21 protein-coding genes and 1 riboswitch are annotated in these 26,940 nt (G+C 73.5%); of the genes, 9 read left to right on the top strand and 12 right to left on the bottom strand.

The window, feature by feature from the left end; all coding sequences use genetic code 11:
- Positions 1–60: 60 nt before the first annotated feature.
- Positions 61–1,212: a ferrochelatase gene (locus tag IEJ02_RS19940; RefSeq protein ID WP_137979885.1), complete on the bottom strand. Its 1,152-nt coding sequence runs from the start codon at positions 1,210–1,212 to the stop codon at positions 61–63.
- A gap of 118 nt (positions 1,213–1,330) precedes the next feature.
- Here IEJ02_RS19940 and IEJ02_RS19935 point away from each other — a divergent pair, with 118 nt between their 5' ends.
- On the top strand, positions 1,331–2,587 hold the full coding sequence (locus IEJ02_RS19935) for an MFS transporter (RefSeq protein WP_191066117.1): 1,257 nt from the start codon (positions 1,331–1,333) through the stop codon (positions 2,585–2,587).
- Positions 2,541–3,866, top strand: coding sequence for a D-arabinono-1,4-lactone oxidase (locus tag IEJ02_RS19930; RefSeq protein WP_137979883.1), 1,326 nt, complete (start codon positions 2,541–2,543; stop codon positions 3,864–3,866). The genes IEJ02_RS19935 and IEJ02_RS19930 overlap by 47 nt, the downstream gene beginning before the upstream one ends.
- Positions 3,867–3,948: 82 nt before the next feature.
- Here the strand turns inward: IEJ02_RS19930 and IEJ02_RS19925 are convergent, their stop codons facing one another.
- Positions 3,949–4,626 carry a hypothetical protein gene (locus IEJ02_RS19925; RefSeq protein WP_191066116.1) on the bottom strand — a complete coding sequence of 226 codons (678 nt, stop codon included), beginning with the start codon at positions 4,624–4,626 and terminating at the stop codon, positions 3,949–3,951.
- A 356-nt stretch (positions 4,627–4,982) separates the two neighbouring features.
- On the opposite strand from IEJ02_RS19925, the gene sepH reads away from it, so the two are divergent.
- On the top strand, positions 4,983–6,083 hold the full coding sequence (sepH, locus tag IEJ02_RS19920; protein ID WP_137979881.1) for a septation protein SepH: 1,101 nt from the start codon (positions 4,983–4,985) through the stop codon (positions 6,081–6,083).
- A gap of 60 nt (positions 6,084–6,143) precedes the next feature.
- Here sepH and IEJ02_RS19915 read toward each other — a convergent pair whose 3' ends face one another.
- Positions 6,144–6,980 carry a sulfurtransferase gene (locus IEJ02_RS19915; protein ID WP_137979880.1) on the bottom strand — a complete coding sequence of 279 codons (837 nt, stop codon included), beginning with the start codon at positions 6,978–6,980 and terminating at the stop codon, positions 6,144–6,146.
- Between the two features lie 286 nt (positions 6,981–7,266).
- On the opposite strand from IEJ02_RS19915, the gene IEJ02_RS19910 reads away from it, so the two are divergent.
- On the top strand, positions 7,267–8,037 hold the full coding sequence (locus tag IEJ02_RS19910; protein WP_191066115.1) for a VOC family protein: 771 nt from the start codon (positions 7,267–7,269) through the stop codon (positions 8,035–8,037).
- 109 nt (positions 8,038–8,146) lie between these two features.
- Here IEJ02_RS19910 and IEJ02_RS19905 read toward each other — a convergent pair whose 3' ends face one another.
- The 4 genes from IEJ02_RS19905 to IEJ02_RS19890 all read right to left on the bottom strand — a co-directional run bounded on the left by IEJ02_RS19905 (position 8,147) and on the right by IEJ02_RS19890 (position 13,786).
- A complete protein-coding gene (locus IEJ02_RS19905; RefSeq protein WP_191066114.1) occupies positions 8,147–8,791 on the bottom strand; it encodes a thymidine kinase in 645 nt (214 codons plus the stop codon).
- A gap of 102 nt (positions 8,792–8,893) precedes the next feature.
- Complete coding sequence (locus tag IEJ02_RS19900; protein WP_191066113.1) at positions 8,894–10,135, bottom strand: alkaline phosphatase family protein; 1,242 nt, start codon at positions 10,133–10,135, stop codon at positions 8,894–8,896.
- Positions 10,135–10,731: a DUF5998 family protein gene (locus IEJ02_RS19895; RefSeq protein ID WP_030842663.1), complete on the bottom strand. Its 597-nt coding sequence runs from the start codon at positions 10,729–10,731 to the stop codon at positions 10,135–10,137. Before IEJ02_RS19895 ends, IEJ02_RS19900 begins: the two co-directional genes overlap by 1 nt.
- A gap of 133 nt (positions 10,732–10,864) precedes the next feature.
- Positions 10,865–13,786 carry a bifunctional acetate--CoA ligase family protein/GNAT family N-acetyltransferase gene (locus tag IEJ02_RS19890; protein ID WP_191066112.1) on the bottom strand — a complete coding sequence of 974 codons (2,922 nt, stop codon included), beginning with the start codon at positions 13,784–13,786 and terminating at the stop codon, positions 10,865–10,867.
- A 190-nt stretch (positions 13,787–13,976) separates the two neighbouring features.
- On the opposite strand from IEJ02_RS19890, the gene IEJ02_RS19885 reads away from it, so the two are divergent.
- Positions 13,977–14,258 carry an HPr family phosphocarrier protein gene (locus IEJ02_RS19885; protein WP_137979878.1) on the top strand — a complete coding sequence of 94 codons (282 nt, stop codon included), beginning with the start codon at positions 13,977–13,979 and terminating at the stop codon, positions 14,256–14,258.
- Positions 14,259–14,414: 156 nt separating this feature from the next.
- Here IEJ02_RS19885 and IEJ02_RS19880 read toward each other — a convergent pair whose 3' ends face one another.
- The 4 genes from IEJ02_RS19880 to IEJ02_RS19865 form a co-directional block, all read right to left on the bottom strand.
- Positions 14,415–15,188 carry a GntR family transcriptional regulator gene (locus IEJ02_RS19880; protein ID WP_191066111.1) on the bottom strand — a complete coding sequence of 258 codons (774 nt, stop codon included), beginning with the start codon at positions 15,186–15,188 and terminating at the stop codon, positions 14,415–14,417.
- Between the two features lie 259 nt (positions 15,189–15,447).
- Positions 15,448–16,242: a M23 family metallopeptidase gene (locus tag IEJ02_RS19875; RefSeq protein WP_191066110.1), complete on the bottom strand. Its 795-nt coding sequence runs from the start codon at positions 16,240–16,242 to the stop codon at positions 15,448–15,450.
- A gap of 14 nt (positions 16,243–16,256) precedes the next feature.
- Positions 16,257–16,421, bottom strand: a riboswitch (cyclic di-AMP (ydaO/yuaA leader).
- A 284-nt stretch (positions 16,422–16,705) separates the two neighbouring features.
- Entirely contained in the window at positions 16,706–18,088 is a 1,383-nt protein-coding gene (locus IEJ02_RS19870; protein WP_191066154.1) for a M16 family metallopeptidase, read from the bottom strand.
- A 20-nt stretch (positions 18,089–18,108) separates the two neighbouring features.
- Entirely contained in the window at positions 18,109–19,479 is a 1,371-nt protein-coding gene (locus IEJ02_RS19865; protein WP_137979875.1) for a M16 family metallopeptidase, read from the bottom strand.
- Between the two features lie 315 nt (positions 19,480–19,794).
- On the opposite strand from IEJ02_RS19865, the gene IEJ02_RS19860 reads away from it, so the two are divergent.
- The gene (locus IEJ02_RS19860) at positions 19,795–22,248 is read left to right on the top strand and encodes a DNA gyrase/topoisomerase IV subunit A (RefSeq protein WP_191066109.1); all 2,454 of its coding nucleotides are present in this window, start codon (positions 19,795–19,797) and stop codon (positions 22,246–22,248) included.
- Positions 22,249–22,730: 482 nt separating this feature from the next.
- Here IEJ02_RS19860 and IEJ02_RS19855 read toward each other — a convergent pair whose 3' ends face one another.
- Complete coding sequence (locus IEJ02_RS19855; RefSeq protein WP_223864098.1) at positions 22,731–23,057, bottom strand: SEL1-like repeat protein; 327 nt, start codon at positions 23,055–23,057, stop codon at positions 22,731–22,733.
- Positions 23,058–23,354: 297 nt separating this feature from the next.
- Between IEJ02_RS19855 and IEJ02_RS19850 the strand changes: the two genes are divergently transcribed.
- The 3 genes from IEJ02_RS19850 (at position 23,355) to IEJ02_RS19840 (ending at position 26,908) form a co-directional block, all read left to right on the top strand.
- Positions 23,355–24,350 (top strand): ferredoxin family protein, encoded by a 996-nt coding sequence (locus IEJ02_RS19850; RefSeq protein ID WP_191066107.1) that lies wholly within the window; start codon positions 23,355–23,357, stop codon positions 24,348–24,350.
- A gap of 180 nt (positions 24,351–24,530) precedes the next feature.
- On the top strand, positions 24,531–26,201 hold the full coding sequence (locus tag IEJ02_RS19845; protein ID WP_191066106.1) for an ATP-binding protein: 1,671 nt from the start codon (positions 24,531–24,533) through the stop codon (positions 26,199–26,201).
- Complete coding sequence (locus IEJ02_RS19840) at positions 26,198–26,908, top strand: response regulator (protein ID WP_191066105.1); 711 nt, start codon at positions 26,198–26,200, stop codon at positions 26,906–26,908. Before IEJ02_RS19845 ends, IEJ02_RS19840 begins: the two co-directional genes overlap by 4 nt.
- Positions 26,909–26,940 lie beyond the last annotated feature (32 nt).

Below are 26,940 nucleotides of genomic sequence, written 5' to 3'. Positions count from 1 at the left end.
GTGGCGGGCCGGGGCGGCGGGCGCGGTCGGCCGGGGCCCGGGGCGTGCGGGCGGGCGCGGTCAGTCGGCGCCCGCGGCGGCGGGGCGCGGCGACCGGGCCGGGCAGCAGCCCACCGGGCACACGTCATGGCTCGGGCCGAGGGCGCCCAGGGCGCAGCGCTCCGGGGCGGCCGCCGCCCGGCCCTCGGCGAAGCGCTCGGTGGCCGCGCGCTCCAGCACCAGATCGCGCACGCATGCGGCGAACCGCGGATCGGCGCCGACGGTCGAGGCGCGGGCGACCGGCAGACCGAGCTCGGCGGCCTTGGCCGTGGCCTCGGTGTCGAGGTCGTACTTGACCTCCATGTGGTCCGAGACGAAGCCGATCGGGACCATGACGACCGCGGGCGCGCCCTCGCCGTGCAGCTCCTCGAGGTGATCGCAGATGTCCGGCTCCAGCCAGGGGATGTGCGGCGCGCCGCTGCGCGACTGGTAGACCAGCCGCCAGGGGCGCTCGACGCCGGTCTCCTCGCGCACCGCGTCCGCGATCAGCCGGGCGACGTCGAGGTGCTGGGCGACGTACGCGCCGCCCTCCCCGTCCTCGGTGTGCGCCTCGACCGGGCCCGAGGTGTCGGCGGCGGCGGTCGGGATGGAGTGGGTGGTGAAGGCGAGGTGGGCCCCGGCGCGCCGGTCCTCGGGCAGCTCCGCGAGGGCGGCCAGCGTGGCGTCCACCATGGGCCGCACGAAGCCGGGGTGGTTGAAGTAGTGCCGCAGCTTGTCCACGCGCGGCAGCGGCAGGCCCTCGCCCTCCAGGGCGGCCAGGGCGTCCGCGAGGTTCTCGCGGTACTGCCTGCAGCCCGAGTACGAGGCGTAGGCGCTGGTGGCCAGCACCAGGATGCGCCGGTGGCCGTCGGCGGCCATCTCGCGCAGGGTGTCGGTCAGATACGGCGCCCAGTTGCGGTTGCCCCAGTAGACCGGCAGGTCCAGGCCGTGCTCGGCGAAGTCCTTGCGCAGCGCGTGCAGCAGCTCGCGGTTCTGCGCGTTGATCGGGCTGACCCCGCCGAAGAGGAAGTAGTGCCGGCCGACCTCCTTCAGCCGCTCGCGGGGGATGCCCCGCCCGCGCGTGACGTTCTCCAGGAACGGCACGACGTCATCGGGGCCCTCCGGACCGCCGAAGGAGAGCAACAGCAGTGCGTCATAGGGGTCGGGGGCAGGCTGTACTGACTGATCCGGCATGCTCCCGATCCTGCCACCCGCCTCTGACGGGCGGGAAACGGCCCTGCGCGGACCGGGCGGGGCCCGTAATCTGTATCAGCGCTCGACGATCCTTACCCTGCTCACGGCGGAGTCTGCCTTGCCCAGTGCCAGCCCCTACCGCGCGATCTTCGCCGCCCCCGGCGCCAAGGAGTTCTCCGCGGCCGGCTTCCTCGGGCGGATGCCGCTGTCCATGGCGGGCATCGGCGTGGTCACCATGGTCTCCGAACTCACCGGCCGGTACGGACTCGCGGGCGCCCTGTCGGCCACGCTGGCGCTCTCCGCCGCCGTCATCGGCCCGCAGATCTCCCGGCTGGTCGACCGGCACGGCCAGCGCCGGGTGCTGCGCCCGGCGACCCTCGTGGCGCTCGCCGCCGTCCTTGGGCTGCTGCTGAGCGCGCACCGGGGCTGGCCGGACTGGACGCTGTTCGTCTTCGCCGCCGCGTCCGGCTGTGTGCCCAGTGTGGGCTCCATGGTGCGGGCCCGCTGGGCGGCGATCTACGAGGACTCCCCGCGCGAGCTGCACGCCGCGTACGCGTGGGAGTCCATCGTCGACGAGATCTGCTTCATCGTCGGGCCGGTCATCTCGATCGGGCTGTCCACCTCCTGGTTCCCGGAGGCCGGCCCGCTGCTGGCGGCCTGCTTCCTGGCGGCCGGGGTCTTCTCGCTGACCGCGCAGCGGGCCACCGAGCCCGTACCGCATCCGCGCGGGCAGCACAGCGGCGGTTCGGCACTGCGCTCGCGCGGGCTCCAGGTGCTGGTGGCCACCTTCATGGCGACCGGCGCGATCTTCGGGGCGATCGACGTGGTGACGGTGGCCTTCGCCGAGGACGAGGGCCACAAGGGCGCGGCCAGTCTGGTCCTGGCGGTGTACGCGGCGGGCTCCTGCCTCGCGGGCGCGGTCTTCGGGGTGCTGCGGCTGAGCGGTCCGGTGTCCCGTCGTTGGTTGTGGGGTATTTGTGCGATCGCCGTGAGTATGATCCCGCTCCAACTGGTCGGGAACCTGCCGTTCCTGGCCGTGGCGCTCTTCGTCGCGGGCCTGGCCATCGCACCCACGATGGTCACCACCATGGCCCTTGTCGAACGGCACGTACCACGCGCGCATCTGACCGAGGGGATGACCTGGGTGAGCACCGGGCTCGCGGTCGGGGTGGCGCTCGGCTCGTCGGCCGCCGGATGGGTGGTGGACGCGTCCGGCGCCCGGGCGGGGTACGCGGTGCCGGCCGTGGCCGGGGCGCTCGCGGCCGCGGTGGCGTTCCTCGGGTACCGCCGGCTCCGGCCGGCGCCACAGCGGGAGGGGTCGGGTGCGGATGGCCGTCAGGACCGTGAAGACCGTACGGAGCAGCGTGTGGCGTAACTGGGCGGGGAACGTGATGGCCCGCCCGACGCGGATCGTCGCCCCGTCGTCCACGCAGGAGCTGGCCGAGGTGGTGCGCCGGGCGACGGCGGAGGGGCTGAAGGTGAAGGCGGTGGGCACCGGGCACTCCTTCACCACCGCGGCCGCCACCGACGGGCTGCTGATACGCCCCGACCGGATGGCGGGGGTGCGCGGTCTTGACCGCGAGGCGGGGACCGTGACCGTCGCGGCCGGTACCTCGCTCCGGCAGCTCAACGAGACGCTGTCGGCCCATGGTCTCTCGCTGGTCAATATGGGCGACATCATGGAGCAGACGGTGGCCGGGGCGACCTCCACGGGCACCCACGGCACCGGCCGGGACAGCGCCTCGATCGCCGCCCAGATCAAGGGCCTGGAGCTGGTGACGGCGGACGGTTCGGTGCTGCGCTGCTCGGCGCGGGAGAACCCGGAGATCTTCGCGGCGGCCCGGATCGGGCTCGGCGCGCTCGGCGTGGTCAGCGAGATCACCTTCGGGGTGGAACCGGAGTTCCTGCTCACGGCGCGCGAGGAGCCCATGCCCTTCGACCGCGTGATGGCCGATTTCGAACAGCTCGTGGCCGAGAACGAGCACTTCGAGTTCTACTGGTTCCCACACACCGGCAACTGCAACACCAAGCGCAACAACCGCAGCACCGGCCCCGCCGCTCCGGTGGGCCGGGTCAGCGGCTGGGTGGACGACGAACTGCTGTCCAACGGCATCTTCCAGGTGGCCTGTTCGGTGGGCCGGGCGGTCCCCGCCACCATCCCCGGAATCGCCAAGATCTCCAGCCGCGCCCTGTCCGCCCGGACCTACACGGACATCCCTTACAAAGTCTTCACCTCTCCGCGCCGGGTGCGGTTCCTGGAGATGGAGTACGCCGTGCCGCGCGAGGCCGCGGTCACCGTGCTGCGCGAACTCAAGGCGACCGTCGAGCGGTCCGGACTGCGGGTCAGCTTCCCGGTGGAGGTGCGCACCGCGCCCGCCGACGACATCCCGCTGTCCACCGCATCCGGGCGCGAGACCGCGTACATCGCCGTCCATCTGTACCGGGGCACCCCGCACCGGGCGTACTTCACGGCGGCCGAGCAGATCATGATCGCGCACGGCGGCCGTCCGCACTGGGGCAAGCTGCACAGCCGCGACGCCGCCTATCTGGCCGGGGTCTATCCGCGGTTCGGCGAGTTCGCGGCGGTGCGCGACCGGCTGGACCCGGACCGGCTGTTCACCAACGACTATCTGCGGCGGGTGCTCGGCGACTGAGGCGTCACGGCCTGTGGGTCGGCTGAGGCGTCATGGCGCGTCGGTCGGCTGACGCCTCACGACCCGTCGGCCGGCCGACACCTCACGGCGCGTCGGTGGCGCCGGGCGTGGGCGTGGCCGCGCCGGAACCGTCCGTCCCGCTCTCCGTGGCACCGCCGGACGGGGCCCGGGAGGGGCCCGGGGTGGCGGGCGCGGAGGTGCCGCTGTCGCTGACGGTGGTTCCGGTCCGGTTCTCCCCCCAGACGTTGGACACCGGGCCGCCGGAGAACATCTCGATCCCCGTGATCACGCTCATGGCGAGGGCGAAGACGGCGGCCGCCCCCAGGGCGTGGCGCCGCCGGACGCGCGGCCGGGCACCGTGCGTGGTCGGCTCGCCGTACTCGCCGGGGGCCGGGGTCCGCGCGGGCGCGACCGGCTCGGCGGGTCCGGCCGGCTCGACGGGACCGACCGGCTCGGCGGGACCGGCCCGCTCGACGGGACCGGCCGGACCGCCGTACCGCCGACGCCCGGTCGGCCGCGTCTGGACCCGCACCTCCTTGATCTGCTCACCGGTGCGCCGGAACAGATGCTGGAAGACGGTGCCGCCCGCGGTCGCCACCACGCTCACCACACCGGCGCCCAGGATCGTCCCGTAGACGCCCAGTTTGGACGCGAGCACCGCGGCGGCGACGGCCGCCAGCGCGCTGCCGGCCACATGGGCCACGTTCAGCTCGATCCGCCCGCTCTTGTGTTGTCCGTCGCTGTCGGCCTTGCCGTGCATCTCCCGCCTCGCTTGGACATTCGTTCCAGCCTGTAGGGAGAAGTGACCGATAAACGAAGCAGATCGTTCCGATTCTGTCGTTTCTGTGAAACTTGCCACCCAAATTGGGCCTCACTTCGAAGGATTCAGGCTGCCATCCCCCTCCCGGCCATGAACTCGGCTGGCGTGCCGCTCCACCTGAGCGGCCCGAATGGAGTACTGTGGCGAGCCCTGGCCCCGCTTTCCCGTCCGGCCGCCCGGACCCAGCGGGAGGGGTCAGAGGGCGGCAACCAACCGGCCCGGGCAACTCGGCAAAGTTGTGGCAGGCTGCACCCGGGCAGGCCACACTCGTCTAGCGGGAGAGCAGCGACGCAACCGTGACGTCGGCAGGCACCACCCGGGAGGTCCCCATGCCCGAACTGCGTGTCGTGGCCGTCAGCAACGACGGCACACGGCTGGTGCTCAAGGCTGCGGACAGCACGGAGTACACACTTCCCATCGACGAGCGACTGCGCGCCGCGGTGCGCAACGACCGCGCTCGGCTCGGCCAGATCGAGATCGAGGTCGAGAGCCATCTGCGGCCCCGTGACATCCAGGCCCGTATACGTGCCGGCGCCACCGCCGAAGAGGTCGCGCAGATGGCGGGCATCCCCGTCGACCGCGTGCGGCGCTTCGAGGGCCCGGTGCTCGCGGAGCGCGCCTTCATGGCCGAGCGCGCCCGTAAGACTCCCGTGCGCCGCCCCGGCGAGAACACCGGACCGCAACTCGGCGAGGCCGTCGCGGAGCGGCTGTTGCTGCGCGGCGCCGAGAAGGACACCACGCAGTGGGACTCCTGGCGGCGCGACGACGGCACCTGGGAGGTGCTGCTGGTCTACCGGGTCGCCGGTGAGCCGCACTCGGCGAGCTGGACCTACGACCCGCCCCGGCGGCTGGTCCAGGCGGTGGACGACGAGGCGCGGGCGCTGATCGGCGAGGCCGACGACACGCCCGAGCCGAGCTTCCCGTTCGTGCCGCGGATCGCCCGGCTGCCGCGTGACCGGGACAGGGACCGCGATCGCGACAGGGACCGGGACCGGACCTCGCCCGAGCGTCTCGGCGACGACGACGCCCCGGCGCCCGTGTCCGCCTCGCTGGACGACGGCCTTGGCGAGCGGGACTCGCTCACCAGCCTGCTGGAGGCCGTGCCCAACTTCCGGGGCGACATGGTCGTGCCCGACACGCCGGTCGCGTCGGCGGCCCCTCCGCCGGACGAGCCCGACGAGGAGCCGGAGGCCGTCGAGCCGCCCGCCTCCGCGGCGAGCGCGGGTTCGGCGTACGCGGATGTGCTGATGCCGCGCTCGGTGGCGGGCCACCGCGACCGGCTGACCGGTACGACGGACCGCCAGGCCGAGGCGGACGGCGTCCGCCCGGGCCGCCGGGCCGCGGTGCCGAGCTGGGACGAGATCGTCTTCGGCACCCGCCGCAAGAAGCAGGAGTAGCCGCCGTCGCGCTTGACGGGCCCTGCCACCGCACGCCGGTGGCAGGGCCCGTCGGTGTGGTCAGCCCCGCTCGGGCCCGGTGGCCACCGGACGGGAGCCGTCCGAGGACCATTCGCTCCAGGAGCCCACATACAGGGCCGCCGGAACGCCCGCGACCGCCAGCGCCAGCACCTGGTGCGCGGCCGAGACCCCGGAGCCGCAGTACACCCCGACCTCGGCGTCCCCGGTGGCGCCCAGGGCCGCGAACCGCTCGGCCAGCCGCTCGGCGGGCAGGAAGTGGCCGTCGTCCGTGACGTTCTCCGCCGTGGGGGCGGAGACCGCGCCCGGGATATGGCCGCCGACGGGGTCGATGGGCTCGACCTCCCCCCGGTAGCGCTCGCCCGCGCGGGCGTCCAGCAGCACCCCGCGCCGCGCGAGCGCCGCAGCGTCGTCCGCCTCCAGCAGCGGCAGGGCCCCGGGGCGCGGGACGAAGTCGCCCTCGGGCGCGTCCGGCGCCTCGGTGGTCAGCGAGCCGCCGACCGCCGTCCAGGCGGGCAGACCCCCGTCGAGCACCCGGACGGACGGATGCCCCGCCCAGCGCAGCAGCCACCAGGCGCGCGCCGCGGCCCACCCCTGTCCGCCGTCGTACGCCACCACGCGCCGGTCCTGACTCACCCCGGCTCGGCGCATAGCGGACGCGAACGCGGAAAGATCGGGCAAGGGGTGGCGGCCGGACTTTCCGGGCGGGCCCGCGAGCTCGGTGTCGAGATCGACGTAGACGGCACCGGGCAGATGCCCCGCCTCGTATGCGGGGCGGCCGGGAGGCCCGCCGAGCTGCCAACGCACATCGAGCAGGAGCGGAGGATGATCCTCCGCCAGCTCGCTCATGAGATCGGATGCGGTGATGATGGCATGCATAGGGATCATCCTTGCGTAGGTATCTCTGCGTCGATTGGACCACCCGGTCACCCGGTGTACGTCCGGGTGACACCCGAGCGCAATGAAGCCGAAACGGATGTGCGGTAATAATTCGGGCATTCTGCTGCGGGGCACGGCGAATTGCGGCTCCGCCAGGGCGCTATGTGCGACAGGTGGTGCAAACATCATCGGGCCCCCCGCATCAGCACCTCCGCACGACCGCCCCGCGCCGCCGACCGGCCCGGGGCCGTACGTCCACCACGATGGTCCGAGGAGAGATTGACGTATGACCGAGGCAGCGACTCGGCGCACACCGGGCACGCCCTGCTGGACGAGTCTGATGGTGCACAGCCTTGCCGCGACACAGGACTTCTACCACTCCCTGTTCGGGTGGGAGTTCACCCCGGGCCCCCAGCAGCTCGGCGCGTATGTCCGCGCGGTCCAGGGCGGCCGGCCGGTCGCCGGGTTGAGCGAGCTGCCTCCGGAACGCCATCTGCCCGTGGCCTGGATGACCTATCTGGCCTCCGACGACGCCGATGAGACCGCCGAGATGATCCGCGCGTGCGGCGGCACCGTGGCGGTGGGCCCGCTGGACGCCGACGAGGCCGGCCGGATGCTGATCGCCGCCGACCCCGAGGGCGCGGTGTTCGGGGTGTGGCAGGAGTGCACGTACGCGGCGGCGGAGCCCGGGGCGCCGGGCACCCCCGTCTGGCACGAGCTGCTGACCCGCGAGGGCACCGGGGTGCTGAAGTTCTACCGGATGGTCTTCGGCTACCAGGCGGAGGCGGCCCCGGAGGAGCCGGGCTGCCGCACGCTGCGCCTGGACGGCCGGCCGGTCTGCGCGATCCAGAGCGTGGGCGGCGCCCTGCCGCGCGGCCGCGGCCCGTACTGGATGACCCACTTCGCGGTGGACGACGTGGACGAGACCGTGCGCCGGGTGACCGCGCTGGGCGGTCAGGTGGTGCGGCCTCCGTCGCGGGGAGCGAGCGGCCATCGGGCCACGGTGCGGGACCCGGAAGGCGCCGCCTTCACCGTCGTACGGCGCACCGAGGGCTGAGCCGGAGCGCCCGCCGGAGGGCCGGGGAGCCGTGAGCCGGGGGGGCCGGCCGGAGGGCCTGGGCCACGAGGCGAGCGTCGGCCGGAGGGCCGGGCCACGGGAGGACCCGTCAGTCGACGGGCAGCACATCCGGCGACAGGGCGGCGGCGCGCGCCCGGGCGGCCGTCATCCGGCGCCGGTGGTGGCGCCGGCACAGCACCTCGTAACCGACCTCGCTCCCCGGCCGGTTGACGTCGCCCACGACCACCTGGGCGCCCTCGACGACCATCTGGCCGCCGACCGTACGGGCGTTGTGCGTCGCTCGGGCGCCGCACCAGCACAACGCCTCCACCTGCAGCACCTCCACCCGGTCGGCGAGCTCCACCAGGCGCTGGGAGCCGGGGAAGAGCTTGCTGCGGAAGTCGGTGGTGATGCCGAAGGCGAAGACGTCCACCTCCAGGTCGTCCACCACCCGGGCGAGTTGGTCGATCTGCGGCGGGGTCAGGAACTGCGCCTCGTCGGCGATGACGTAGTCGACCCGGCCCCCGGCGGTCAGCGCCTGGACCACATGGGTGTAGAAGTCGAGGTCGTCGGCGACCTCGATCGCCTCGGTGGCCAGCCCGAGCCGCGAGGAGAGCTTGCCCTCGCCCTCCCGGTCGTCCCGGGTGTAGATCATCCCCTGGAGCCCGCGCGCCGAGCGGTTGTGCTGGATCTGCAGAGCGAGGGTGCTCTTTCCGCAGTCCATCGTTCCGGAAAAGAACACCAGCTCGGGCATGAGGAGGCGGGGCCTTTCGTAGGGCGGGGGTGACCGGGGCGGGCGTGAACGGGCGGGAGTGAACGGGGCGGAGCTGAACGGGGCGGAGCTGAACGGGGGCGCTCAGGAGCGTACTTCGAGGAGCGGCACCAGCTGCTCCAGGGGGGTCATCGAACCGTGCAGCCCGACCATGGCGGACTCCTTGGGCTCGGTGTGCGAGGCGACGATCGCGACGTCGTCGCGCGCGGCGGCCACGATATCGCCGATCCGCTGGTACACCCGGTCGTCGACGCCCTTACCGCCGCCATCGGCACCGCCGGGCCCGCCGAACCAGCCCGCCTCGATGGCCTCGTCACGGCCGGCCACCCACATCCGCTCCCCCAGCACCTCGCGCCAGACGGCCAGCACATCGCCCGCGGCACCGGGGACGGCGTACACATGGCGGGCGCGGCCCTCGCCGCCGAGCAGCGAGACGCCCGCGCGCAGCTCCCAGTCCTCGTCGAAGTCGATGCGCGACTCCGGGTCGAAGGGGATGTCGATCATGCCGTGGTCGGCGGTGACATAGAGCGCCGCGCGGGGCGGCAGCCGCTCGGCGAGCCGCTGGGCGAGCCCGTCGACATAGCGGAGCTGGTCACGCCACTCGGGCGAGTCCACGCCGAAGCGGTGCCCCTTGCCGTCCACCTCGCTGTAGTACGTGTAGACGAGCGAGCGGCCCGCGGCCCCGAGCTGCTCGGCCGCGAGGTCCATCCGCTCCTCACCGGTGAGCCGCCCGTGGAAGGTGCCACCGCTGAGCGCGACCTTGGTGAGCGGGGTCTCGGCGAAGGTCGGCGCGGAGACCTGGCAGGTGTGCACGCCCGCGGCGTCCGCGAGCTGGAAGACGGTCGGATACGGCTGCCAGGCGTGCGGCTCCGTCCAGGGCTGCCAGCGCAGCTGGTTCATCAGCTGGCCGGTGTCCGGGTCCCGCACCGTGTAGCCGGGCAGGCCGTGGGCGCCGGGGGGCAGTCCGGTGCCGACCGAGGCGAGCGAGGTAGCGGTGGTGGACGGGAAGCCCGCGGTGAGCGGCTCCCCCGAGCCGTTCAGCGAACTGGGCAGCAGCGAGGTCAGGAAGGGCGCCTCGTCGGGGTGGGCGCGCAGCAGCTCCCAGCCGAGGCCGTCCACCAGGAAGACGCAGACGCGGTCGGCGGGGGCCAGCAGCAGATCGGAGGAGAGCCCCGGGACCTCCTGGCCCGCGGCCACGGCGGGCAGCAGATCGGCGAGCGAGCCGGTGCCGTACCGCGGCAGGGGCGCGGACCGGGGGTCGAGCGGGGTGGGCTCGGGCCAGAGGGAGGCGGTGGAGGGCAGCGGGCCGGTGGCGGAACCGGACATCAGCGGCCGGTGTCCGGGGTGGCCGCGGTGGCCTCGGAGAGCGCCTGGGCGAAGGCGAGGGTCTGACGGACGGTGTCGGGGCCGTCCCCGGCCTCGCTGACGCGCAGGCTGAGGTCGTCGGCGGTGGAGGAGCCGGTGTAGCCGTGGTCGGCCTCGCAGTTGGGGTCGCCGCAGGCGGCGGGCTCCAAGTCCAGGCGGCTGACGGCGCCCCAGCCGATGGTCAGCACGACCTCGCGGGGCAGCGTGCCCGGGGTGTACGACTCGGGGTTGGCGACGACGCGGCTGAGCACGACCGAGGAGATCCGCTGGAGCTTCACGGACTCGGTGGAGGTGGTGGCGTACGGCGACGGGGAGGTGCCGTCCGCGGCCTGCTCGTCGGTGTGGCTGACGATGAAGCGGTTGCCGGTGAGGACGAGGACCGTCACATGGCGGCGGACCTCGTTGGCGTCGAAGGTGGTCTCCTGGTGGACCAGGTACGACACGATGGGCTCGCCGCCCACGGCGGCCTCCACCGCCTCGGCCACGAGTGCCGGGTAATAGCCGCTGCGCTCGATCGCCGCGCGCAGCCCCTGGGTCGTCGTACCGGTCTTCGCCATGTGCACCATCCTACGGGGCGACGCCGACACGGGCGCCCGTGCCCGCCAAGGCTCGGACGACTCATGAGGCGACTCGGCAGACGACTCGGCGGACGACTCGGCGGACGACTCGGCGGACGACTCGGCGGGCGGCTCAGTAGGCGGGCATGTGGCGGGGGCCGAGGTCGGTGCGCGGGGGCGGCGGGGCGAGCCGCGCCGAGGCGCCGAGCACGGACAGGCCGTGCTGGGCGACGACGACGGGTTCGAGGTCGACGGCGACCATCTCGGGATGGTCGTCCACCAGGCGGGACACCCTCAGCAGCAGCTCTTCCAGGGCCGCGGTGTCCACCGGCTTGGAGCCGCGCCAGCCGAACAGCAGCGGCGCGGTCCGGATGGACCGGATCAGCCCGGCGGCGTCCCGGGCGGTGACGGGGACGAGGCCGTGGGCGGTGTCGCCGAGCAGTTCGGACGGGGCACCGGCGAGCCCGAAGGAGAGCACGGCCCCGGCGGCGGGGTCGATGGCGGCCCGTACGACGGTGTCCACGCCGCGCGGCGCCATCCGCTGGACGACCAGCCCCAGTTCCTCGGGGCGGCCCAGGTAGTCGGTCAACTCGGCGTAGGCCCGGCGCAGTTCCGCCTCGCTGCCCAGCTCCAGCCGGACCCCGCCCAGGTCGGCGCGGTGGCGCAGATGGGAGGCGGTGGGCTTGAGCGCGACCGGGAAGCCGAGCCGTTCGGCGGCCCTTACGGCGGCGTCGGGGTCGGGCGCGGGGAGGGCGGGCAGCACGCTGACGCCGTAGCGGGCCAGGAGGCGCTGGGTGTCGGCGGCGGACAGCTCGACGCCGGGGCCCGGGCCGTCGCCGAGCCCACCGCTCGTGGCTTCGCCGGTCCCGACACCGATGTCACGGCCGGTCCCGCCTCCCATGTCACGACCGGTTCCGCCGCCGGTTCCGGCGCTCGCGCCGTCGCCGGTCCCGACCCCCGCGCCGTCGCCGCCCGGGCCCTCGGCCGGGGCGAGCAGCACCTGGATGTCGGCGGCGGCGCCCGCCTCGTCGATGTCGTCGTACTCCGGGACCCGCCCGGGCTCGGCGGCCTCCTGCCGCCAGCGCGCGTACCGCACGGCCTCGGCGAGCGCGCGCACGGCCCGCTCGGCGGCGGGGTAGGCGGGGATCCGGCGGGTGCCGGGGGCGGGCTCGCCGCCGGTGCCGGCCAGGGCCTGCGCAAGCTCCTGGATCTCCAGGTGGACCACCGCCACCGGTTTGGCCGGACCGGGCCCCGGAGCCTGCGCCGCCTCCCTTACGGCCGCGGCGAGGGCCTGCGCGCTGCCGTCGCCGACCCACGGGATGGCGGTGACGACCACGGCGTCGCAGGTGTCGTCGGCCAGGGCCTCGGTCAGGGCGCGCCGGAAGTCGTCCGGGGTGGCGTCCGTAGTGAGGTCGCGGGGCGGCAGCGGGCGGAGTCCCTCGGTGAGGCAGGCGTCGTAGGTGATCAGGCCGAGCGACTCGGAGTTGCCGAGGATGGCGACGCGTGGACCGGCGGGCAGCGGCTGGGAGGCGAGCAGCACCCCGGTGTCGGCGAGTTCGGTCACGGTGTCGACCCGGATGACGCCCGCCTGCCGCAGCAGATCGGAGACGGTGGCGTCCGGGATCCGGGTGGTGGGCACGGCGTGGCCGGTGGGGGCGCTGCCGGTGTGGCGGGCGCCCTTGACGACGACCACCGGTTTGACGGCCGCGGTGCGCCTGGCGAGCCGCGTGAACTTGCGGGGGTTGCCGATCGACTCCAGGTACATCAGGACGACGTCGGTCAGCGGATCGTCGTACCAGTACTGGAGCAGGTCGTTGCCCGAGACGTCGGCGCGGTTCCCGGCGGACACGAAAGTCGATATTCCCGCGATCCCGGCGAGGCTCGCCAGCCCGGCGCCGCGCCGGTTCAGCCCGGACAGCAGCGCGATGCCGATCGCCCCGGACTGGGTGAACAGGCCCAGTCGGCCGGGGTTGGGCAGATGCGGGGACAGGGAGGCGTTCAGCCGGACGCCGTCGGCGGTGTTGATGACGCCGAAGGCGTTGGGCCCGATGACGCGCATGCCGTAGGACCGGGCCTGGCGGACGAGGTCGCGCTGCCGGTCGCGGCCCTCGCGCCCGCTCTCGGCGTATCCGGCCGAGAGCACGACGAGCCCCTGGACGCCGTGGTCGCCGCACTCGGCCACGACGGCGGGCACCCGCTCGGCGGGGACGGCGACGACGGCCAGGTCCACGGGCTCCTCTATGGCGCGCAGCGAGCGGTGGGCCGGGACGCCCTCGGGCTCCAGGCGCGCCATGCCGTCGGGGAAGGCGTGGTTGACGGCGTGGACGCGCCCGGTGAAGCCGCCGTCCAGGAGGTTGCGCAGCACGGTGCGGCCGACGCCGCCGGGCGTGCGGCTGGTGCCGATGACGGCCACGGAGCCGGGCGCGAGCAGCCGCTGGACGGACCGGGCCTCGGCCCGCTGCTCGCGGGCGCGCATGACGGCCAGGGAGCGGTCGGTGGGCTCGAGGTCGAACTCGAGGCGGACGACCCCGTCCTCGAAGCTGCGCTTCTGGGTGTAGCCCGCGTCCGTGAACACCTTGATCATTTTGTTGTTGGCGGGCAGCACCTCGGCGGCGAACCGCCGGATGCCCCGCTCGCGCGCCACGGCGGCGATGTGTTCGAGGAGCGCGGAGGCCACCCCGCGGCCCTGGTGGGCGTCCTGGACGAGGAAGGCGACCTCGGCCTCGTCGGCGGGGGCCGCGGCCGGCATCCCCCGGCCGTCGATGCGGTCGTACCGAACGGTGGCGATGAACTCATCCCCCACGATGGCCGCCAGGCCCACCCGGTCGACGTAGTCGTGGTGGGTGAAGCGGTGGACATCGCGGTCGGAGAGACGGGGGTAGGGCGCGAAGAAGCGGTAGTACTTCGACTCGTCCGAGACCCGCTCGTAGAAGCTGACCAGCCGCTGGGCGTCATCGGGGGTGATGGGCCTGATCTGTGCCGTACCGCCGTCCCGGAGCACCACATCGGCTTCCCAGTGGGTCGGGTAGGCGTGATGGTCCGACGGGCTCCGCATGGGAGCCAGGGTACGGGCCCGCCCGGTCCGAATGGTGGACACCCTTGCGTCGGGGCCAAGTGTCGGGGGAAGGTCCGTATCGGGCCAGTCCGGGCATGCCCGGGCTCACTCGGACATCGTTCGGGTGAATCCGGACACCGTATGATTTTGGTCTAGACAACAGCACCCGTCACACCTGAAGGGCAACACCATGGCTGAGCGCCGCGTCACCATCGGCTGGGCCGAGGGCCTGCACGCCCGCCCTGCGTCGATCTTCGTCCGGGCGGCCACCGCCTCCGGCGTCCCCATCACGATCGCCAAGGGCGACGGCACCCCGGTCAACGCCGCCTCCATGCTGGCCGTGCTCGGCCTGGGCGCCCAGGGCGGCGAGGAGGTCGTCCTCGCCTCCGACGCGGACGACGCCGAGGTCGCGCTCGACCGTCTGGCGAAGCTGGTGGCGGAGGGCCTCGAGGAGCTTCCCGAGACCGTCTGACCCCGGGCGAGCCCTGTCTGGAATTCCCGGCTGATTCTCAGGCGATTTCAGGGATTCGGCACGGCGGGGCCGCGGTGGCCGTATTGGTCGCCGCGGCCCCGCCGTTTTTCTGTTTCCGCCCACAGAATTCCCAAGGAGTTGTATACGGGAGCTCTGTTAATTCCGGCCGCTCGCCGTGTTGACGGTATGTTTCGAAGTCCTCACCGGAATCGGGCGGCGCAGCCGGTATTCCGACAGCGCGCGCTCGGTGTGCGCGGTGGCGAGCGCCCGCGCGCGGTCGGCGTCGCCGCGCGCCACCGCGTCCACCAGCGCGCCGTGCTCCGCCCAGGACTCCACGGCCCGCGCGGTCGGATCGGGGCGGGCGGCCGGGTCGGGGCGCGCGGCGCCCTCGGGCGGCGCGGGCCGCGCCCCGGGAGCGGCCGCGTACACCCACGCGGTCTTACGGCGCAGCTGGACGAGCAGCGCGGCCAGGCTCGGGCTGCCGGACGCCTGGGCCAGCGTCTCGTGGAACCAGTCGCCCAGCGGCCGCAGTTCGCCGAGCTGACCGCCCTGGGCGCGCTCCCGGCCGAGCCGGACCAGCCCGCGCAGCACCTTCAGATGGGCCTCGGTGCGACGCTGCGCGGCCCGTGCGGCGCCCAGTGGCTCCAGCAGCGCGCGGATGTCCAGCAGATCGGCCGCCTCGCGCTCGGAGGGCTGGGCCACGCAGGCCCCCGCGTGCCGCCGGGTCGTCACGAAGCCCTCGGACTCCAGGGTGCGCAGGGCCTCGCGCACCGGCACCCGGGAGACGCCGTAGCGCCGGGCGAGGAGTTCCTCGGTGAGGCGGCTGCCGGGCTGATACGCGCCGGAGACGATGTCGTCGCGAATCGCCGCGCAGACCGCGTGTGCCGAAATCCGGCGACCGCCCTGGACCGCGTTCGTATCCCCGCTCACTTACGGTCCCGCATTGTCGAACCTCCGCCTTAACGCCCGCGAAACGCGCCATGGAATGCGCGTTGAACGACTCTATTCCACGCGGACGCCTTTTCCGATGGCAGGGAGCATTTCATGGATATTTTTTGGTCAGGCGGGCGGCGGCACGCCGAAGGCCCCGTCCGGCGGACGGGGCCTTCTCGGAAGTCTCGCGGGATCTCATGATCTCGGGTCTCGGGATCGGGAGACCGCGCGGCGTTCGCGTCGGTCGCGCGACGGGTCAGACGTTGACGCCGTGCGTGCGCAGGTACGACAGGGGGTCGATGTCCGAGCCGTAGTCCGCGCTGGTGCGGGCCTCGAAGTGCAGATGCGGTCCGGTGACGTTGCCGGTGGCGCCCGACAGGCCGATCTGCTGGCCGGGGGTGACCTTCTGGCCGACCGAGACGCTGATCGACGACAGGTGGCCGTACTGGGTGTAGGTGCCGTCGTTCATCTTGATGACGACATTGTTGCCGTAGGAGCCGCCCCAGCCCGCCTCGACGATCTCGCCCATGCCCACGGAGTGCACCGCGGTGCCGGTGGAGGCGTGGAAGTCGATCCCGGTGTGGGTGCCGGAGGACCACAGGCCGCTGGACGCCTGGTAGCCGGTGGAGACGTAGGAGCCGCTGATCGGCGACACGAAGGTGTTGAGGCGCTTGCGCTCGGCCTCGCGCGCCGCGCGCTCCTTGGCCTCACGCTCGGCCTTGGCCTTCTTCGCCGCGGCCTCCGCCTTCCTGGCGGCCTCCTGGCGGGCGATCGCCTCCGCCTTGGCCTTGGCGGCGGCCTGCTCGGCGGCGGTCTCCTGGGACTGCGCCTGGGCCTCGATGTGGTCCGCGATCCCGTCGCCGATCACGATCGCCTGGGTCAGACCAGTCTGCTGGGCATTGGAGCCCCCGTCGGCCGCGAACGCCTGTCCGGTGATCCCGGCGACCACACCCGAGGCGACGGTCGTGATGCCCACGACGTTCGCGCTGGTGCGGATGTTGACCTTGTTGGTGCGGCGATGCTTCCCGGTGGCAGTGCGGGTGGACGCCATACTGAGGCGCACTCCTTTCCTTCCTTCTCGCCTACCGGGTTAGCTGACGGGTTCGGAGCAGGAAGGTCTCCTACGGACCCCTCCCCCGGCCGGGGAAGGCGCCCGATTCACCCCTGGGGACGTGTTGGGTCCCCGGCTCCCCTGGCTCGCGCCGTACGGGGACTCGGCGATGACTGTCCGGTGCCGCGGGTGCGGCGGGTCGCTGGCGAACAGCCGGACTGACGCTAAACGGGCCCGCTTTCGATCACCAAACGGTTCCGGTTTTTTGTTGCTCTCCCCACAAACCAAACAAGCAGTCAATCCCATAAATCGGGCATGTTGGAAGGACCCCGACGCCCTCACGGGGCCGGGGTCCTTCCTTCGTCGGCTCATGGACCGGACGTCCGCCGGACCGCCTGCCGGGCCGTCAACGAGCGGGCCGGAGCAACAGCTCATCGAACGGTTCCGGCCAACTCTCCTCGGCTCAGCCGGAGATGACGCGCACCTCGCCGATGCCCAGCGCCCGGACCGGCTCCTCGATCGCCGAGGCGTCCCCGACCAACACCGTGACCAGCCGGTCCGCCGGGAAGGCGCTCACCACCGCGGCGGTGGCCTCCACCGTGCCGGTCTCCGCCAGACGGGCGTACAACTGCGCCTGGAAGTCGTCCGGAAGGTGCTGCTCGACCTGATCGGCGAGGGTGTTCGCCACGGACGCCGCCGTCTCGTACTTCAGCGGGGCGACGCCCACCAGGTTCTGCACCGCGACATCGCGCTCGTCGTCGGTCAGCCCCTCCTCCTTCAGCGTGCGCAGCACCTTCCAGAGGTCGTCCAGCGCGGGGCCGGTGACCTCGGTGGCCACCGAGCCGCTGATCGCCAGCATCGCGGCGCCCGAGGATCCGCCCGTGGGCGACGGGGGCCCGGAGCGCAGCACCTGGCCGAAGGCGCGCACCCCGTAGGTGTAGCCCTTCTCCTCGCGCAGCACGCGGTCGAGGCGGGAGGTGAGGGTGCCGCCCAGGCAGTACGTGCCGAGCACCTGCGCGGGCCAGACCCGGTCGTGGCGGTCGGCGCCCACCCGCCCGATGAGCAGCTGGGTCTGCACCGCGCCCGGCCGGTCGACGATCACCACACGGCCGGTGTCGTCCGCGACGATCGGGGGCACCGTGCGCGGCGCGCCCGCACCGCCCGTCCAGGCACCGAGGGTGTCCGCGAGCGCCCGGTCCAGGTCGACGCCGCCGAGGTCGCCCACGATGACGGCGGTGGCGGTGGAGGGGCGGAGATGTGCCTCGTAGAAGGCCCGCACGGCCGCGGCGTCGATGCCCTCGATGGTCTCCTGGGTGCCCTGCCGCGGCCGGGACATCCGGGACTCGGCCGGGAAGAGCTCCGCGGAGAGGGCCATGGAGGCGCGGCGGGCCGGGTTGGCCAGCTCATGGGGGATCTCGTCCAGCCGGTTGCGCACCAGCCGCTCGACCTCGCCGTCCGGGAAGGCGGGGGCGCGCAGCGCGTCGGCCAGCAGGCCGAGCGCCTTGGGCAGCCGGGAGGCCGGGACCTCCAGGGAGACGCGGACGCCGGCGTGGTCGGCGTGGGCGTCCAGCGTGGCGCCGCAGCGCTCGAGCTCGGCGGCGAACTCCTCGGCGTCGTGCTTGTCGGTGCCCTCCGACAGGGCGCGCGCCATGATCGTGGCGACGCCTTCGAGCCCGGCCGGCTCGGCGTCCAGCGGCGCCTCCAGGTTGATCTCCACGGCGACGACCTGCTGGCCGGGGCGGTGGCAGCGCAGCACGGTGAGGCCGTTGGGCAACACACCGCGCTCGGGGGCCGGGAACGCCCACGGCCTGGGGGCGCCGCCCTTGGGCTGCGGGTGGAAGGTCATGGTCGCGGTGACGGCGTCGCTCACTGGGCCGCCTCCCCTTCTGCGTCGGTCTCGGCGGCTTCGGCGGTGTCGGCTGCGTCCTCGGCGCCCTGGACGGGCTCGTAGACCAGCACGGCGCGGTTGTCGGGGCGCAGCCGCGCCGCGGCCACGGCCCGCACCTCCTCGGGGCTGATGTCGAGCACCCGCTCCACGGCGGTCAGCGCCAGCTGCGGGTCGCCGAAGAGCACCGCGTAACGGCAGAGCTCGTCGGCCCGGCCGCCGACCGTGGCCAGCCGGTCCAGCCACTCGCGCTCGATCTGCGCCTGGGCGCGCTCCATCTCCTGCGGGGTCGGCCCCTCCTCGGCGAAGCGGGCCAGCTCCTCGTCGACGGCGGCCTCGATGGCGGGCACCTCGACGCCGCCGGAGGTCTTCACGTCCAGCCAGCCCAGCGAGGGGGCGCCCGACAGCCGCAGCAGGCCGAACCCGGCGGCCACGGCGGTGCGGTCGCGGCGCACCAGGCGGTTGTGGAGCCGGGAGGACTCGCCGCCGCCGAGGACGGTCAGTGCCAGGTCGGCGGCGTCGGCCTCACGGGTGCCGTCGTGCGGCAGCCGGTAGGCGGCCATCAGGGCGCGGGCCGGGACCTCCTCCTCCACGACCTCGCGCAGCTGGCCGCCGATCACCTCCGGGAGCGTGCCGTCGCGGGGCGGCCGCTTGCCCTCGTGGGAGGGGATGGAGCCGAAGTACTTCTCGACCCAGGCGAGCGTCTGCTCGGGGTCGATGTCGCCGACGATCGACAGCACGGCGTTGTTGGGGGCGTAGTAGGTGCGGAAGAACTCCCGCGCGTCCTCCAGGGAGGCCGCGTCCAGGTCGGCCATCGAGCCGATCGGGGTGTGGTGGTACGGGTGGCCCTCGGGGTACGCCATGGCGACGAGCTTCTCGAAGGCGGTGCCGTACGGGACGTTGTCGTACCGCTGGCGGCGCTCGTTCTTGACGACGTCGCGCTGGTTCTCCAGGCTCTCCTCGTCCAGAGCGGTCAGGAGCGACCCCATCCGGTCGGCCTCCAGCCACAGGGCGAGCTCGACCTGGTGGGCGGGCATGGTCTCGAAGTAGTTGGTGCGCTCGAAGCTGGTCGTGCCGTTGAGCGAGCCACCGGCCCCCTGCACCAGCTCGAAGTGGCCGTTGCCGGTGACCTGCGCCGAGCCCTGGAACATCAGGTGCTCGAAGAGGTGCGCCAGGCCGGTGCGCCCCTTGACCTCATGGCGCGAGCCGACGTCGTACCACAGACAGACCGCGGCGACCGGGGTCAGATGGTCCTCGGAGAGCACCACGCGCAGGCCATTGGCCAGGCGGTGCTCAGTCGCTTTCAAGCCGCCGGAGCCGGCCTGCTGCGTGGCCGTGTGACCCATGGGCATGTACGTCCCTTCGATCGCGTGATGGAGCGCGTGTCAGCCGCTTGCGCAGCGCTTCTGTCACTGTATGCAAGGGGACGGACATCTGGCGAAGTTCCGGTCCACTCCCGTCCCGCCGAGCTGTCCCGAACCGTTTCCGCGCCCCCTCCGGCGCCGGTTCCGGGCCCCTTCGAGGGGGCTTCGCGCGGGGCCGCCGGGCGCGGTTCCGGGGCCCGCCCCGGCCGCGAGCGCCCCGGGCCGTTCCACACTTGTCGGTGGACGGGGCCACAATGGTCCGCGTCAGATCCCGCATCGGCAGTTGAAGGAGCCCCAAGCGCGATGGCCCGCCGCCGCACGAAGACCCCGCCGCCGGACGACTTCGAGGAGCGCATCCTCGACATCGACGTCGTCGACGAGATGCAGGGCTCCTACCTCGAGTACGCCTACTCGGTCATCTACTCGCGCGCGCTGCCCGACGCCCGTGACGGGCTCAAGCCCGTGCACCGCCGCATCCTCTACCAGATGAACGAGATGGGCCTGCGCCCCGAGCGCTCCTATGTGAAGTGCGCCCGCGTCGTCGGCGAGGTGATGGGAAAGCTCCACCCGCACGGCGACGCGTCGATCTACGACGCGCTGGTGCGCATGGCGCAGCCGTTCTCCATGCGCCTGCCGATGGTCGACGGCCACGGGAACTTCGGCTCGCTGGGCAACGACGACCCGCCGGCCGCGATGCGGTACACCGAGTGCCGGATGGCGTCGGCGACCTCGCTGATGACCGAGTCGATCGACGAGGACACGGTCGACTTCTCCCCGAACTACGACGGCAGTGAGCAGGAGCCGGTCACCCTCCCCGCCGCCTATCCGAACCTCCTGGTCAACGGCACGTCCGGGATCGCGGTCGGCATGGCCACCAATATGCCGCCGCACAACCTGGGCGAGGTCATCGCCGCCGCCCGCCATCTGATCAGGCACCCGGGCGCGGACCTGGACACCCTCATGCGGCACGTGCCGGGGCCCGACCTGCCCACCGGCGGCCGGATCGTGGGCATGAGCGGCATCCGGGACGCGTACGAGACGGGCCGCGGCACCTTCAAGATCCGCGCCACGGTGGCCGTGGAGGACGTGACGGCCCGCCGCAAGGGCCTGGTCGTCACCGAGCTGCCCTTCGCGGTGGGGCCCGAGAAGGTCATCTCCAAGATCAAGGACCTGGTCGGCGCGAAGAAGCTCCAGGGCATCGCGGACGTCAAGGACCTCACCGACCGTGAGCACGGGCTGCGGCTGGTGATCGAGATCAAGAACGGCTTCAACCCCGAGGCCGTGCTGGAGCAGCTCTACAAGCTCACGCCGATGGAGGAGTCCTTCGGCATCAACAACGTGGCGCTGGTGGACGGCCAGCCGCTCACGCTGGGCCTCAAGGAGCTGCTGGAGGTCTACCTCGACCACCGCTTCGACGTGGTCCGGCGGCGCAGCGAGTTCCGGCGCACCAAGCGGCGGGACCGGCTGCACCTGGTCGAGGGCCTGCTGGTGGCCCTGCTCGACATCGACGAGGTCATCCGCCTCATCCGGCAGAGCGAGAACGCGGCCGAGGCCAAGCGGTCCCTCATCGAGCGCTTCGGCCTCTCCGACGTCCAGACGCAGTACATCCTGGACACCCCGCTGCGCCGGCTGACCAAGTTCGACCGGCTGGAGCTGGAGTCGGAGCGCGACCGGCTCAACGCCGAGATCGAGGAGCTGACCCGGATCCTCGACTCCGACGCCGAGCTGCGCAAGCTGGTCTCCTCCGAACTGGCCGCGGTGGCCAAGAAGTTCGGCACCCCGCGCCGCACGGTGCTGCTGGAGTCGTCGAACGCGCCGGTGACCGCGGTGCCGCTGGAGGTCGCGGACGACCCCTGCCGGGTGCTGCTGTCCTCCACCGGGCTGCTGGCCCGTACCGCCAACGGCGAGCCGTTCCCGGTCGAGGGGAAGGCCAAGCGCGCCAAGCACGATGTGATCGTCTCCGCGGTCCCGGCCACGGCCCGTGGCTCCGTGGGAGCGGTGACCTCCACCGGGCGGCTGCTGCGGCTCTCGGTGATCGACCTCCCGATGCTCCCGGAGTCGGCCGCACCCCCGAATCTGGCGGGCGGGGCGCCCATCGCCGAGTTCCTCTCGCTGGAGGACGACGAGGAGCTGATCTGCCTCACCACCCTGGACGAGTCCTCACCGGGGCTCGCGATCGGCACGGAGCAGGGCGTCGTCAAGCGCGTGGTCCCCGACTACCCCGCCAACAAGGACGAGTTGGAGGTCATCGGCCTCAAGGAGGGCGACCGGATCGTGGGCGCGGTGGAGCTCTCCACCGGCGAGGAGGACCTGGTCTTCATCACCGACGACGCCCAGCTGCTGCGCTACGCGGCCGGCCAGGTGCGGCCGCAGGGCCGCGCCGCGGGCGGTATGGCGGGCATCAAGCTCGGCTCCGGCGCCAAGGTGATCTCGTTCACGGCCGTCGACCCGGCGAGCGACGCGGTGGTCTTCACGGTGGCGGGCGCGAGCGGCACGCTCGATGACTCGGTGCAGCAGTCGGCCAAGCTCACCCCCTTCGACCAGTACCCGCGCAAGGGCCGGGCCACCGGCGGGGTGCGCTGCCAGCGGTTCCTGAAGGGCGAGGACCGCCTGGTCATGGCCTGGGCGGGCACGGTCCCGGCCCGCGCGGCGGGGGCGAACGGATCCCCGGCGGCACTGCCGGAGATCGACCCGCGCCGGGACGGCTCGGGCGAACCGCTCGCCAAGCCGGTGACGGTGGTGGCCGGGCCGGTGTAGCCCGGACGGGCCGGTCTGGTCGGACGGGCCCGATCTGGCTGAACGGGCCGGACGGACTGGTCAGGCTGGTCTGGCTTGACGGGCAGGGCGGGTCGAACGAGCGCGCAGGGGCGCGGCGCCGCGAGGTGCCGCGCCCCTCGCCGTTCCCGGGCACCCGCGCCGTTCACGCCCCTCGGGCCCGTCCGCACAGGCCGCCCCGCTCCCGGCGCGCGGTACGGCCCGCCGGGGCCCGGCATGACCCGATGTGACGGCCGCCCCGCTCCCGGCGCGCGGTACGGCCGCTCGCCGCGTTGCCGGAGTGGCCCGAGTACGTCTCCCGCCCAGGCCGGGGACGACCCCGCGCCGTGCTCGCGACCGCGCCAGGCTCCCCTGGCTGCCGCCGGGAGAGGCACCTGCTCGCGGCCGGGCGCCCCGGCGAAGGTGGCCCCGGACGGCGGACGGCGGACGGCGGACGGCGGACGGCGGACGGCCAGGCAAACGATTCAGTGCCCACTGCCGTTGCGCCGGGCCCGCATCTGCCGGAGGGCGAGGCGCGCACCGGCGTGGCCACGGTCCGCCGCCCGCTGGAAGTGCCGCTCCGCCTCGCCCAGCTCGCCGTGGTCCAGGTGGACCGTACCGAGCACCACCATGGCCGAGAGATCACCCGTCGCGGCCGCCTTACCGAGCCAGTGGACCGCCTCGGCGTACGCGCCCCGCTGCCCCAGCCCGATGCCGTAGACGGTCATCCCCCGCGGATCACCGGCCTCGGCCGCCTTACGGGCGAGGGATTCGGGGATCGGCCGCCCCTCGTCGTAGGCCGCCCTCACCATGGCCCTCAGCCCGGGATCCAGCGAGCGCGCCCCGCGTCTCCCCCGGCGTCTGCGCCACCGCGCCCATAAGCCGTCCATATCCGCCCCCTCCGCCTCCTCCGCCCCTGGGCGCCATTTTCCCGCCTGCTCCCACCCCATGGAACGGCGAGTACGCGGCGGAATGCGGACTGTCGCGCTCCGCCGCCTCGGGTCGATGAGGCGCGATCCGGCTCCGGTCGTTCGCCCCTCCACCACGGCTCCGGGGCGTACGCGCGGCCCGATGGGCGCTCTCGATCAAGAGAGGTTAGGCTTACCTTCGTGAGCACGTGCGCAACCGCCTCCCGCGACCTGTCCGAGCCGCTCGCCGGGACGGCGGCCACCGCCTCCACCTGGCTGCTGGTGGAACAGCCCGGGCCCTGGGGCACCGAGGCCCTCACCGCCAGTCGGCTCGACCCGGCCGTAGGGCGCGCCCTGGAGCGCGCCGCCGAGGGCACCGGCGTACGGGTCGCGCTGATCCGCCGCCCCGGCCGCCACGCCGATCTGCACACCGGCGCCCGGCACCGGGTGTTCGTGGCCCACACCCGGCCCGGCCGCTCCTGGATCCGCACCACCGCCCTGGACGACCCGGCACGGCTACTCGGCCTGGACTTCGCCGCGCTGGGCGCGGGCGACCCCGGCGGGCTCACCCTGCGGCCCCAGGCGCCCCACGAGCCCCATGACCCCGCCGCCTGGGAGGAGTACACGGGCGATCCGCTGGTGCTGGTGTGCACCAACGGCAAGCGCGACCGCTGCTGCGCCCTCCTCGGCCGCCCGCTCGCCGGTGAGCTGGCCGCCTCCGGGGTCCACGGCACCTGGGAGATCACCCATATCGGCGGCCATCGCTTCTCCCCCACCCTCGTCGTGCTGCCGCACGGCTACGCCTACGGCCGCGCCACCGCGCAGGGCGTCAAGGACGTCATCGAGGCGCTGCGGCACGGCCGGGTGGTCACCGGTGGCTGCCGCGGCCGCTCCACCTGGGAGCGCCCCGGCCAGGCGGCGGAGCTGGCCATCCGCGAGCTGACCGGCGAGGACGGGGCCGACGCGCTGACCGTCGTCGTACGGACCGAGCGCGAGGCCCGGGTCTGGTCCGTGACCGTCGCGCACCGCGACGGGCGGGTCTGGCAGGTGAGCGTCGCGCAGCTCGCCGCGGCTCCGCCGCGGCCGGAGAGCTGCGGCTTCCCCCTGGGCTCCCCGGCCCGGATGGAGGTCGTCGGGATCCGGACCGCCCAGCGGCCCGCACACGGCGTACGGGCGATGGCCGCCGGGCGCCTCTGACGCGTCGCCCCGCCCTCCGGGCGCCTCTGACCCCACCACCCCTCTCCAGCCGCCTCCGGCCTCCGCCCCGCCCCCGCCGCGCCCGTACCCACCCCCGTAGCACCCCGGGAACGCCACTCCGGCCCCCTCCCCAGGTCCTGCCCCGGCCCCTCCCACCCCGCTTGGTTACCCTTCGTTGCCATGAGCGCCGCGATACCGCCGGGGCCGGCCGCCACGGCCACAAGGTGGCGCATCGGCCGACCCCGACGCGTCTTCTCCCAGGTCCTGCTGATGCAGCTGGCCATCGCCACGGGTGTCACCGTGCTCGCGACCGGCCTCTTCCTCGCGCCGCTCAGCGATCACCTCGACGACCAGGCCATGCGCCGCGCCCTCGCCATCGCCCAGACCACGGCCGCCGAGCCCCGGATGGCCGACGCGCTCCAGCACACCCGGCCCACCCCCGGCGGGCCGGTGCAGACGGAGGCGGAACGTATCCGCAGGGCGACCGGCGCCGAATATGTCGTGATCATGGACCGGCGCGGGGTGCGCTGGTCCCACACCTCGCCGGGCGAGATCGGGAAGCATGTCTCCACCGACCCTACCGAGGCCCTCGAAGGCCGGGAGGTCATGGAGATCGACGAGGGCACCCTCGGCCGGTCGGCCCGCGGCAAGGTGCCCCTGCGCGCCAGGGACGGCCGCATCGTGGGCGCCGTCTCCGTGGGCATCTCCTACGAGAGCGTGCGCGCCCGGCTCGTCGCCGCGGTCCCGGAGATGCTCGCCTACGCGGGCGGCGCGCTCGCGGTCGGCGCCCTGGCCGCGTACGTGGTCTCCCGCCGGCTCCAGCGACGCACCCATGACCTGGCCTTCTCCGATATCTCGGCACTGCTGGCCGAGCGCGAGGCGATGCTGCACGGCATCCGGGAGGGTGTCGTCGCCCTCGACGGCCACGGCCGCATCCGGCTGATCAACGACGAGGCGCAGCGGCTGCTGGATCTGCGGCCCGAGGACACCGGGCAGCCCTTGGAGGCGGTGCTGGCCCCGGGCCGTACGCCCGATGTGCTGTCCGGGCGGGTCACCGGCGCCGATCTGCTGACCGTCAGCGGCGGCCGGGTGCTGGTCGCCAACCGGATGCCGACGGACGACGGCGGCGCGGTGGTCACCCTGCGTGACCGCACCGAGCTGGAGCGGCTGGGCCGCGAGCTGGACGGCACTCGCGGGCTGATCGACGCCCTGCGGGCCCAGGACCATGAGCACGCCAACCGGATGCACACGCTCCTCGGCCTGCTCGAACTCGAACTGCACGACGAGGCCATGGAGTTCATCACCGAGGCGATCGGGGTGCACCGGGCCACCGCCGAGCAGGTCACCGAGCTGGTGCACGATCCGCTGCTGGCCTCCCTGCTGGTCGGCAAGGCCACGGTCGCCACCGAGCGCGGCGTCTCGCTGACCGTCGCCGGGGACAGCCTGCTGCCCAACCGGCTGGTGGACCCACCGGGGCTGGTGACGATCGTCGGCAACCTCATCGACAACGCCCTGGACGCTGCGGTCGGTTCACCGGAGCCACGGGTCGAGGTGGAGCTGTGCACCGACGACCGTACGGTGCTGCTGCGGGTCTCCGACACCGGCCCCGGGATACCCGCCGACCGGCGCGACGTGGTCTTCACCGAGGGCTGGTCGACCAAGGAGCCGCCCGCGCACGGCAAGCGCGGCATAGGGCTCGCGCTGGTCCGCCGCCTCGCCGAACGCCAGGGCGGCAGTGTCCGCGTGTCCGACCGCGAGGGCGGGGGCGCGGAGTTCACCGTCGTCCTCCCCGAGGCGCTGGCCGAACAGCCGGCCGGGGCGCCGCTGACCGCGACAGGAGAGCCACGATGACCCTTGGAACCGGACCGGGCGGGCCCCTGGAGGTGCTGGTCGTGGACGACGACGTCCGGGTGGCCCGGGTCAACGCCGCGTACGTCGGCAAGGTGGCCGGGTTCCGCGTCGCCGGGCAGGCGCACACCGCCGCCGATGCGCTGGCCTTCCTGGAGGGCGCCCAGGGCAGCCACGTCGACCTGGTGCTGCTCGACCACTATCTGCCGGACGAGACGGGGCTGTCGCTGGTGCGGCGGCTGCGGCAGCTCGGCCACCACACCGACATCATCATGGTGACCGCGGCCCGCGACATCGCGACCGTCCAGGCGGCGATGCGCCATGGCGCGCTGCAATACCTCGTCAAGCCCTTCACCTTCGCGGGGCTGCGCGCCAAGTTGGAGGGGTACGCGGCGCTGCGCCGCGCCCTGGAGGGCGACGGCGAGGCCGGACAGGACCAGGTGGACCGGATCTTCGGCGCCCTGGGCGGCGCCTCGGCCGGCCCCGCCGAGCTGCCCAAGGGCCACTCGGCGCTCACCGCCGATCTCGTACGGGAGGTGCTGCGGGGCGCGGAGGGCCCGCTGTCGGCGCAGGAGGTGGCCGAGCGCGCCTCACTCAGCAGACAGACCGCACAGCGCTATCTGAAGCTGCTGGAGCGCACGGGCCGGGTGCGGCTCAGCCTCAAATACGGCGAGACCGGCCGCCCCGAGCACCGCTACGACTGGGTCTGAGCCCTCCCTGGCCTCAGGCCGCGCCCTTCCCT

The sequence above is a fragment of the Streptomyces sp. 5-10 genome, from assembly GCF_014712245.1.
In the GTDB taxonomy this organism is placed as follows: domain Bacteria; phylum Actinomycetota; class Actinomycetes; order Streptomycetales; family Streptomycetaceae; genus Streptomyces; species Streptomyces violaceusniger.
This window is presented reverse-complemented; position numbering and strand designations above follow the sequence as displayed.

Bases quoted from the DNA above. Each gene is read 5' to 3' on its own strand.
- IEJ02_RS19940 (WP_137979885.1), bottom strand. From the start codon at position 1,212: ATGCCGGATCAGTCAGTACAGCCTGCCCCCGACCCCTATGACGCACTG.
- IEJ02_RS19930 (WP_137979883.1), top strand. From the start codon at position 2,541: ATGGCCGTCAGGACCGTGAAGACCGTACGGAGCAGCGTGTGGCGTAAC.
- IEJ02_RS19925 (WP_191066116.1), bottom strand. From the start codon at position 4,626: ATGCACGGCAAGGCCGACAGCGACGGACAACACAAGAGCGGGCGGATC.
- IEJ02_RS19915 (WP_137979880.1), bottom strand. From the start codon at position 6,980: ATGCATGCCATCATCACCGCATCCGATCTCATGAGCGAGCTGGCGGAG.
- IEJ02_RS19910 (WP_191066115.1), top strand. From the start codon at position 7,267: ATGACCGAGGCAGCGACTCGGCGCACACCGGGCACGCCCTGCTGGACG.
- IEJ02_RS19905 (WP_191066114.1), bottom strand. From the start codon at position 8,791: ATGCCCGAGCTGGTGTTCTTTTCCGGAACGATGGACTGCGGAAAGAGC.
- IEJ02_RS19900 (WP_191066113.1), bottom strand. From the start codon at position 10,135: ATGTCCGGTTCCGCCACCGGCCCGCTGCCCTCCACCGCCTCCCTCTGG.
- IEJ02_RS19895 (WP_030842663.1), bottom strand. From the start codon at position 10,731: ATGGCGAAGACCGGTACGACGACCCAGGGGCTGCGCGCGGCGATCGAG.
- IEJ02_RS19890 (WP_191066112.1), bottom strand. From the start codon at position 13,786: ATGCGGAGCCCGTCGGACCATCACGCCTACCCGACCCACTGGGAAGCC.
- IEJ02_RS19885 (WP_137979878.1), top strand. From the start codon at position 13,977: ATGGCTGAGCGCCGCGTCACCATCGGCTGGGCCGAGGGCCTGCACGCC.
- IEJ02_RS19875 (WP_191066110.1), bottom strand. From the start codon at position 16,242: ATGGCGTCCACCCGCACTGCCACCGGGAAGCATCGCCGCACCAACAAG.
- IEJ02_RS19870 (WP_191066154.1), bottom strand. From the start codon at position 18,088: ATGACCTTCCACCCGCAGCCCAAGGGCGGCGCCCCCAGGCCGTGGGCG.
- IEJ02_RS19865 (WP_137979875.1), bottom strand. From the start codon at position 19,479: ATGCCCATGGGTCACACGGCCACGCAGCAGGCCGGCTCCGGCGGCTTG.
- IEJ02_RS19860 (WP_191066109.1), top strand. From the start codon at position 19,795: ATGGCCCGCCGCCGCACGAAGACCCCGCCGCCGGACGACTTCGAGGAG.
- IEJ02_RS19855 (WP_223864098.1), bottom strand. From the start codon at position 23,057: ATGGTGAGGGCGGCCTACGACGAGGGGCGGCCGATCCCCGAATCCCTC.
- IEJ02_RS19845 (WP_191066106.1), top strand. From the start codon at position 24,531: ATGAGCGCCGCGATACCGCCGGGGCCGGCCGCCACGGCCACAAGGTGG.
- IEJ02_RS19840 (WP_191066105.1), top strand. From the start codon at position 26,198: ATGACCCTTGGAACCGGACCGGGCGGGCCCCTGGAGGTGCTGGTCGTG.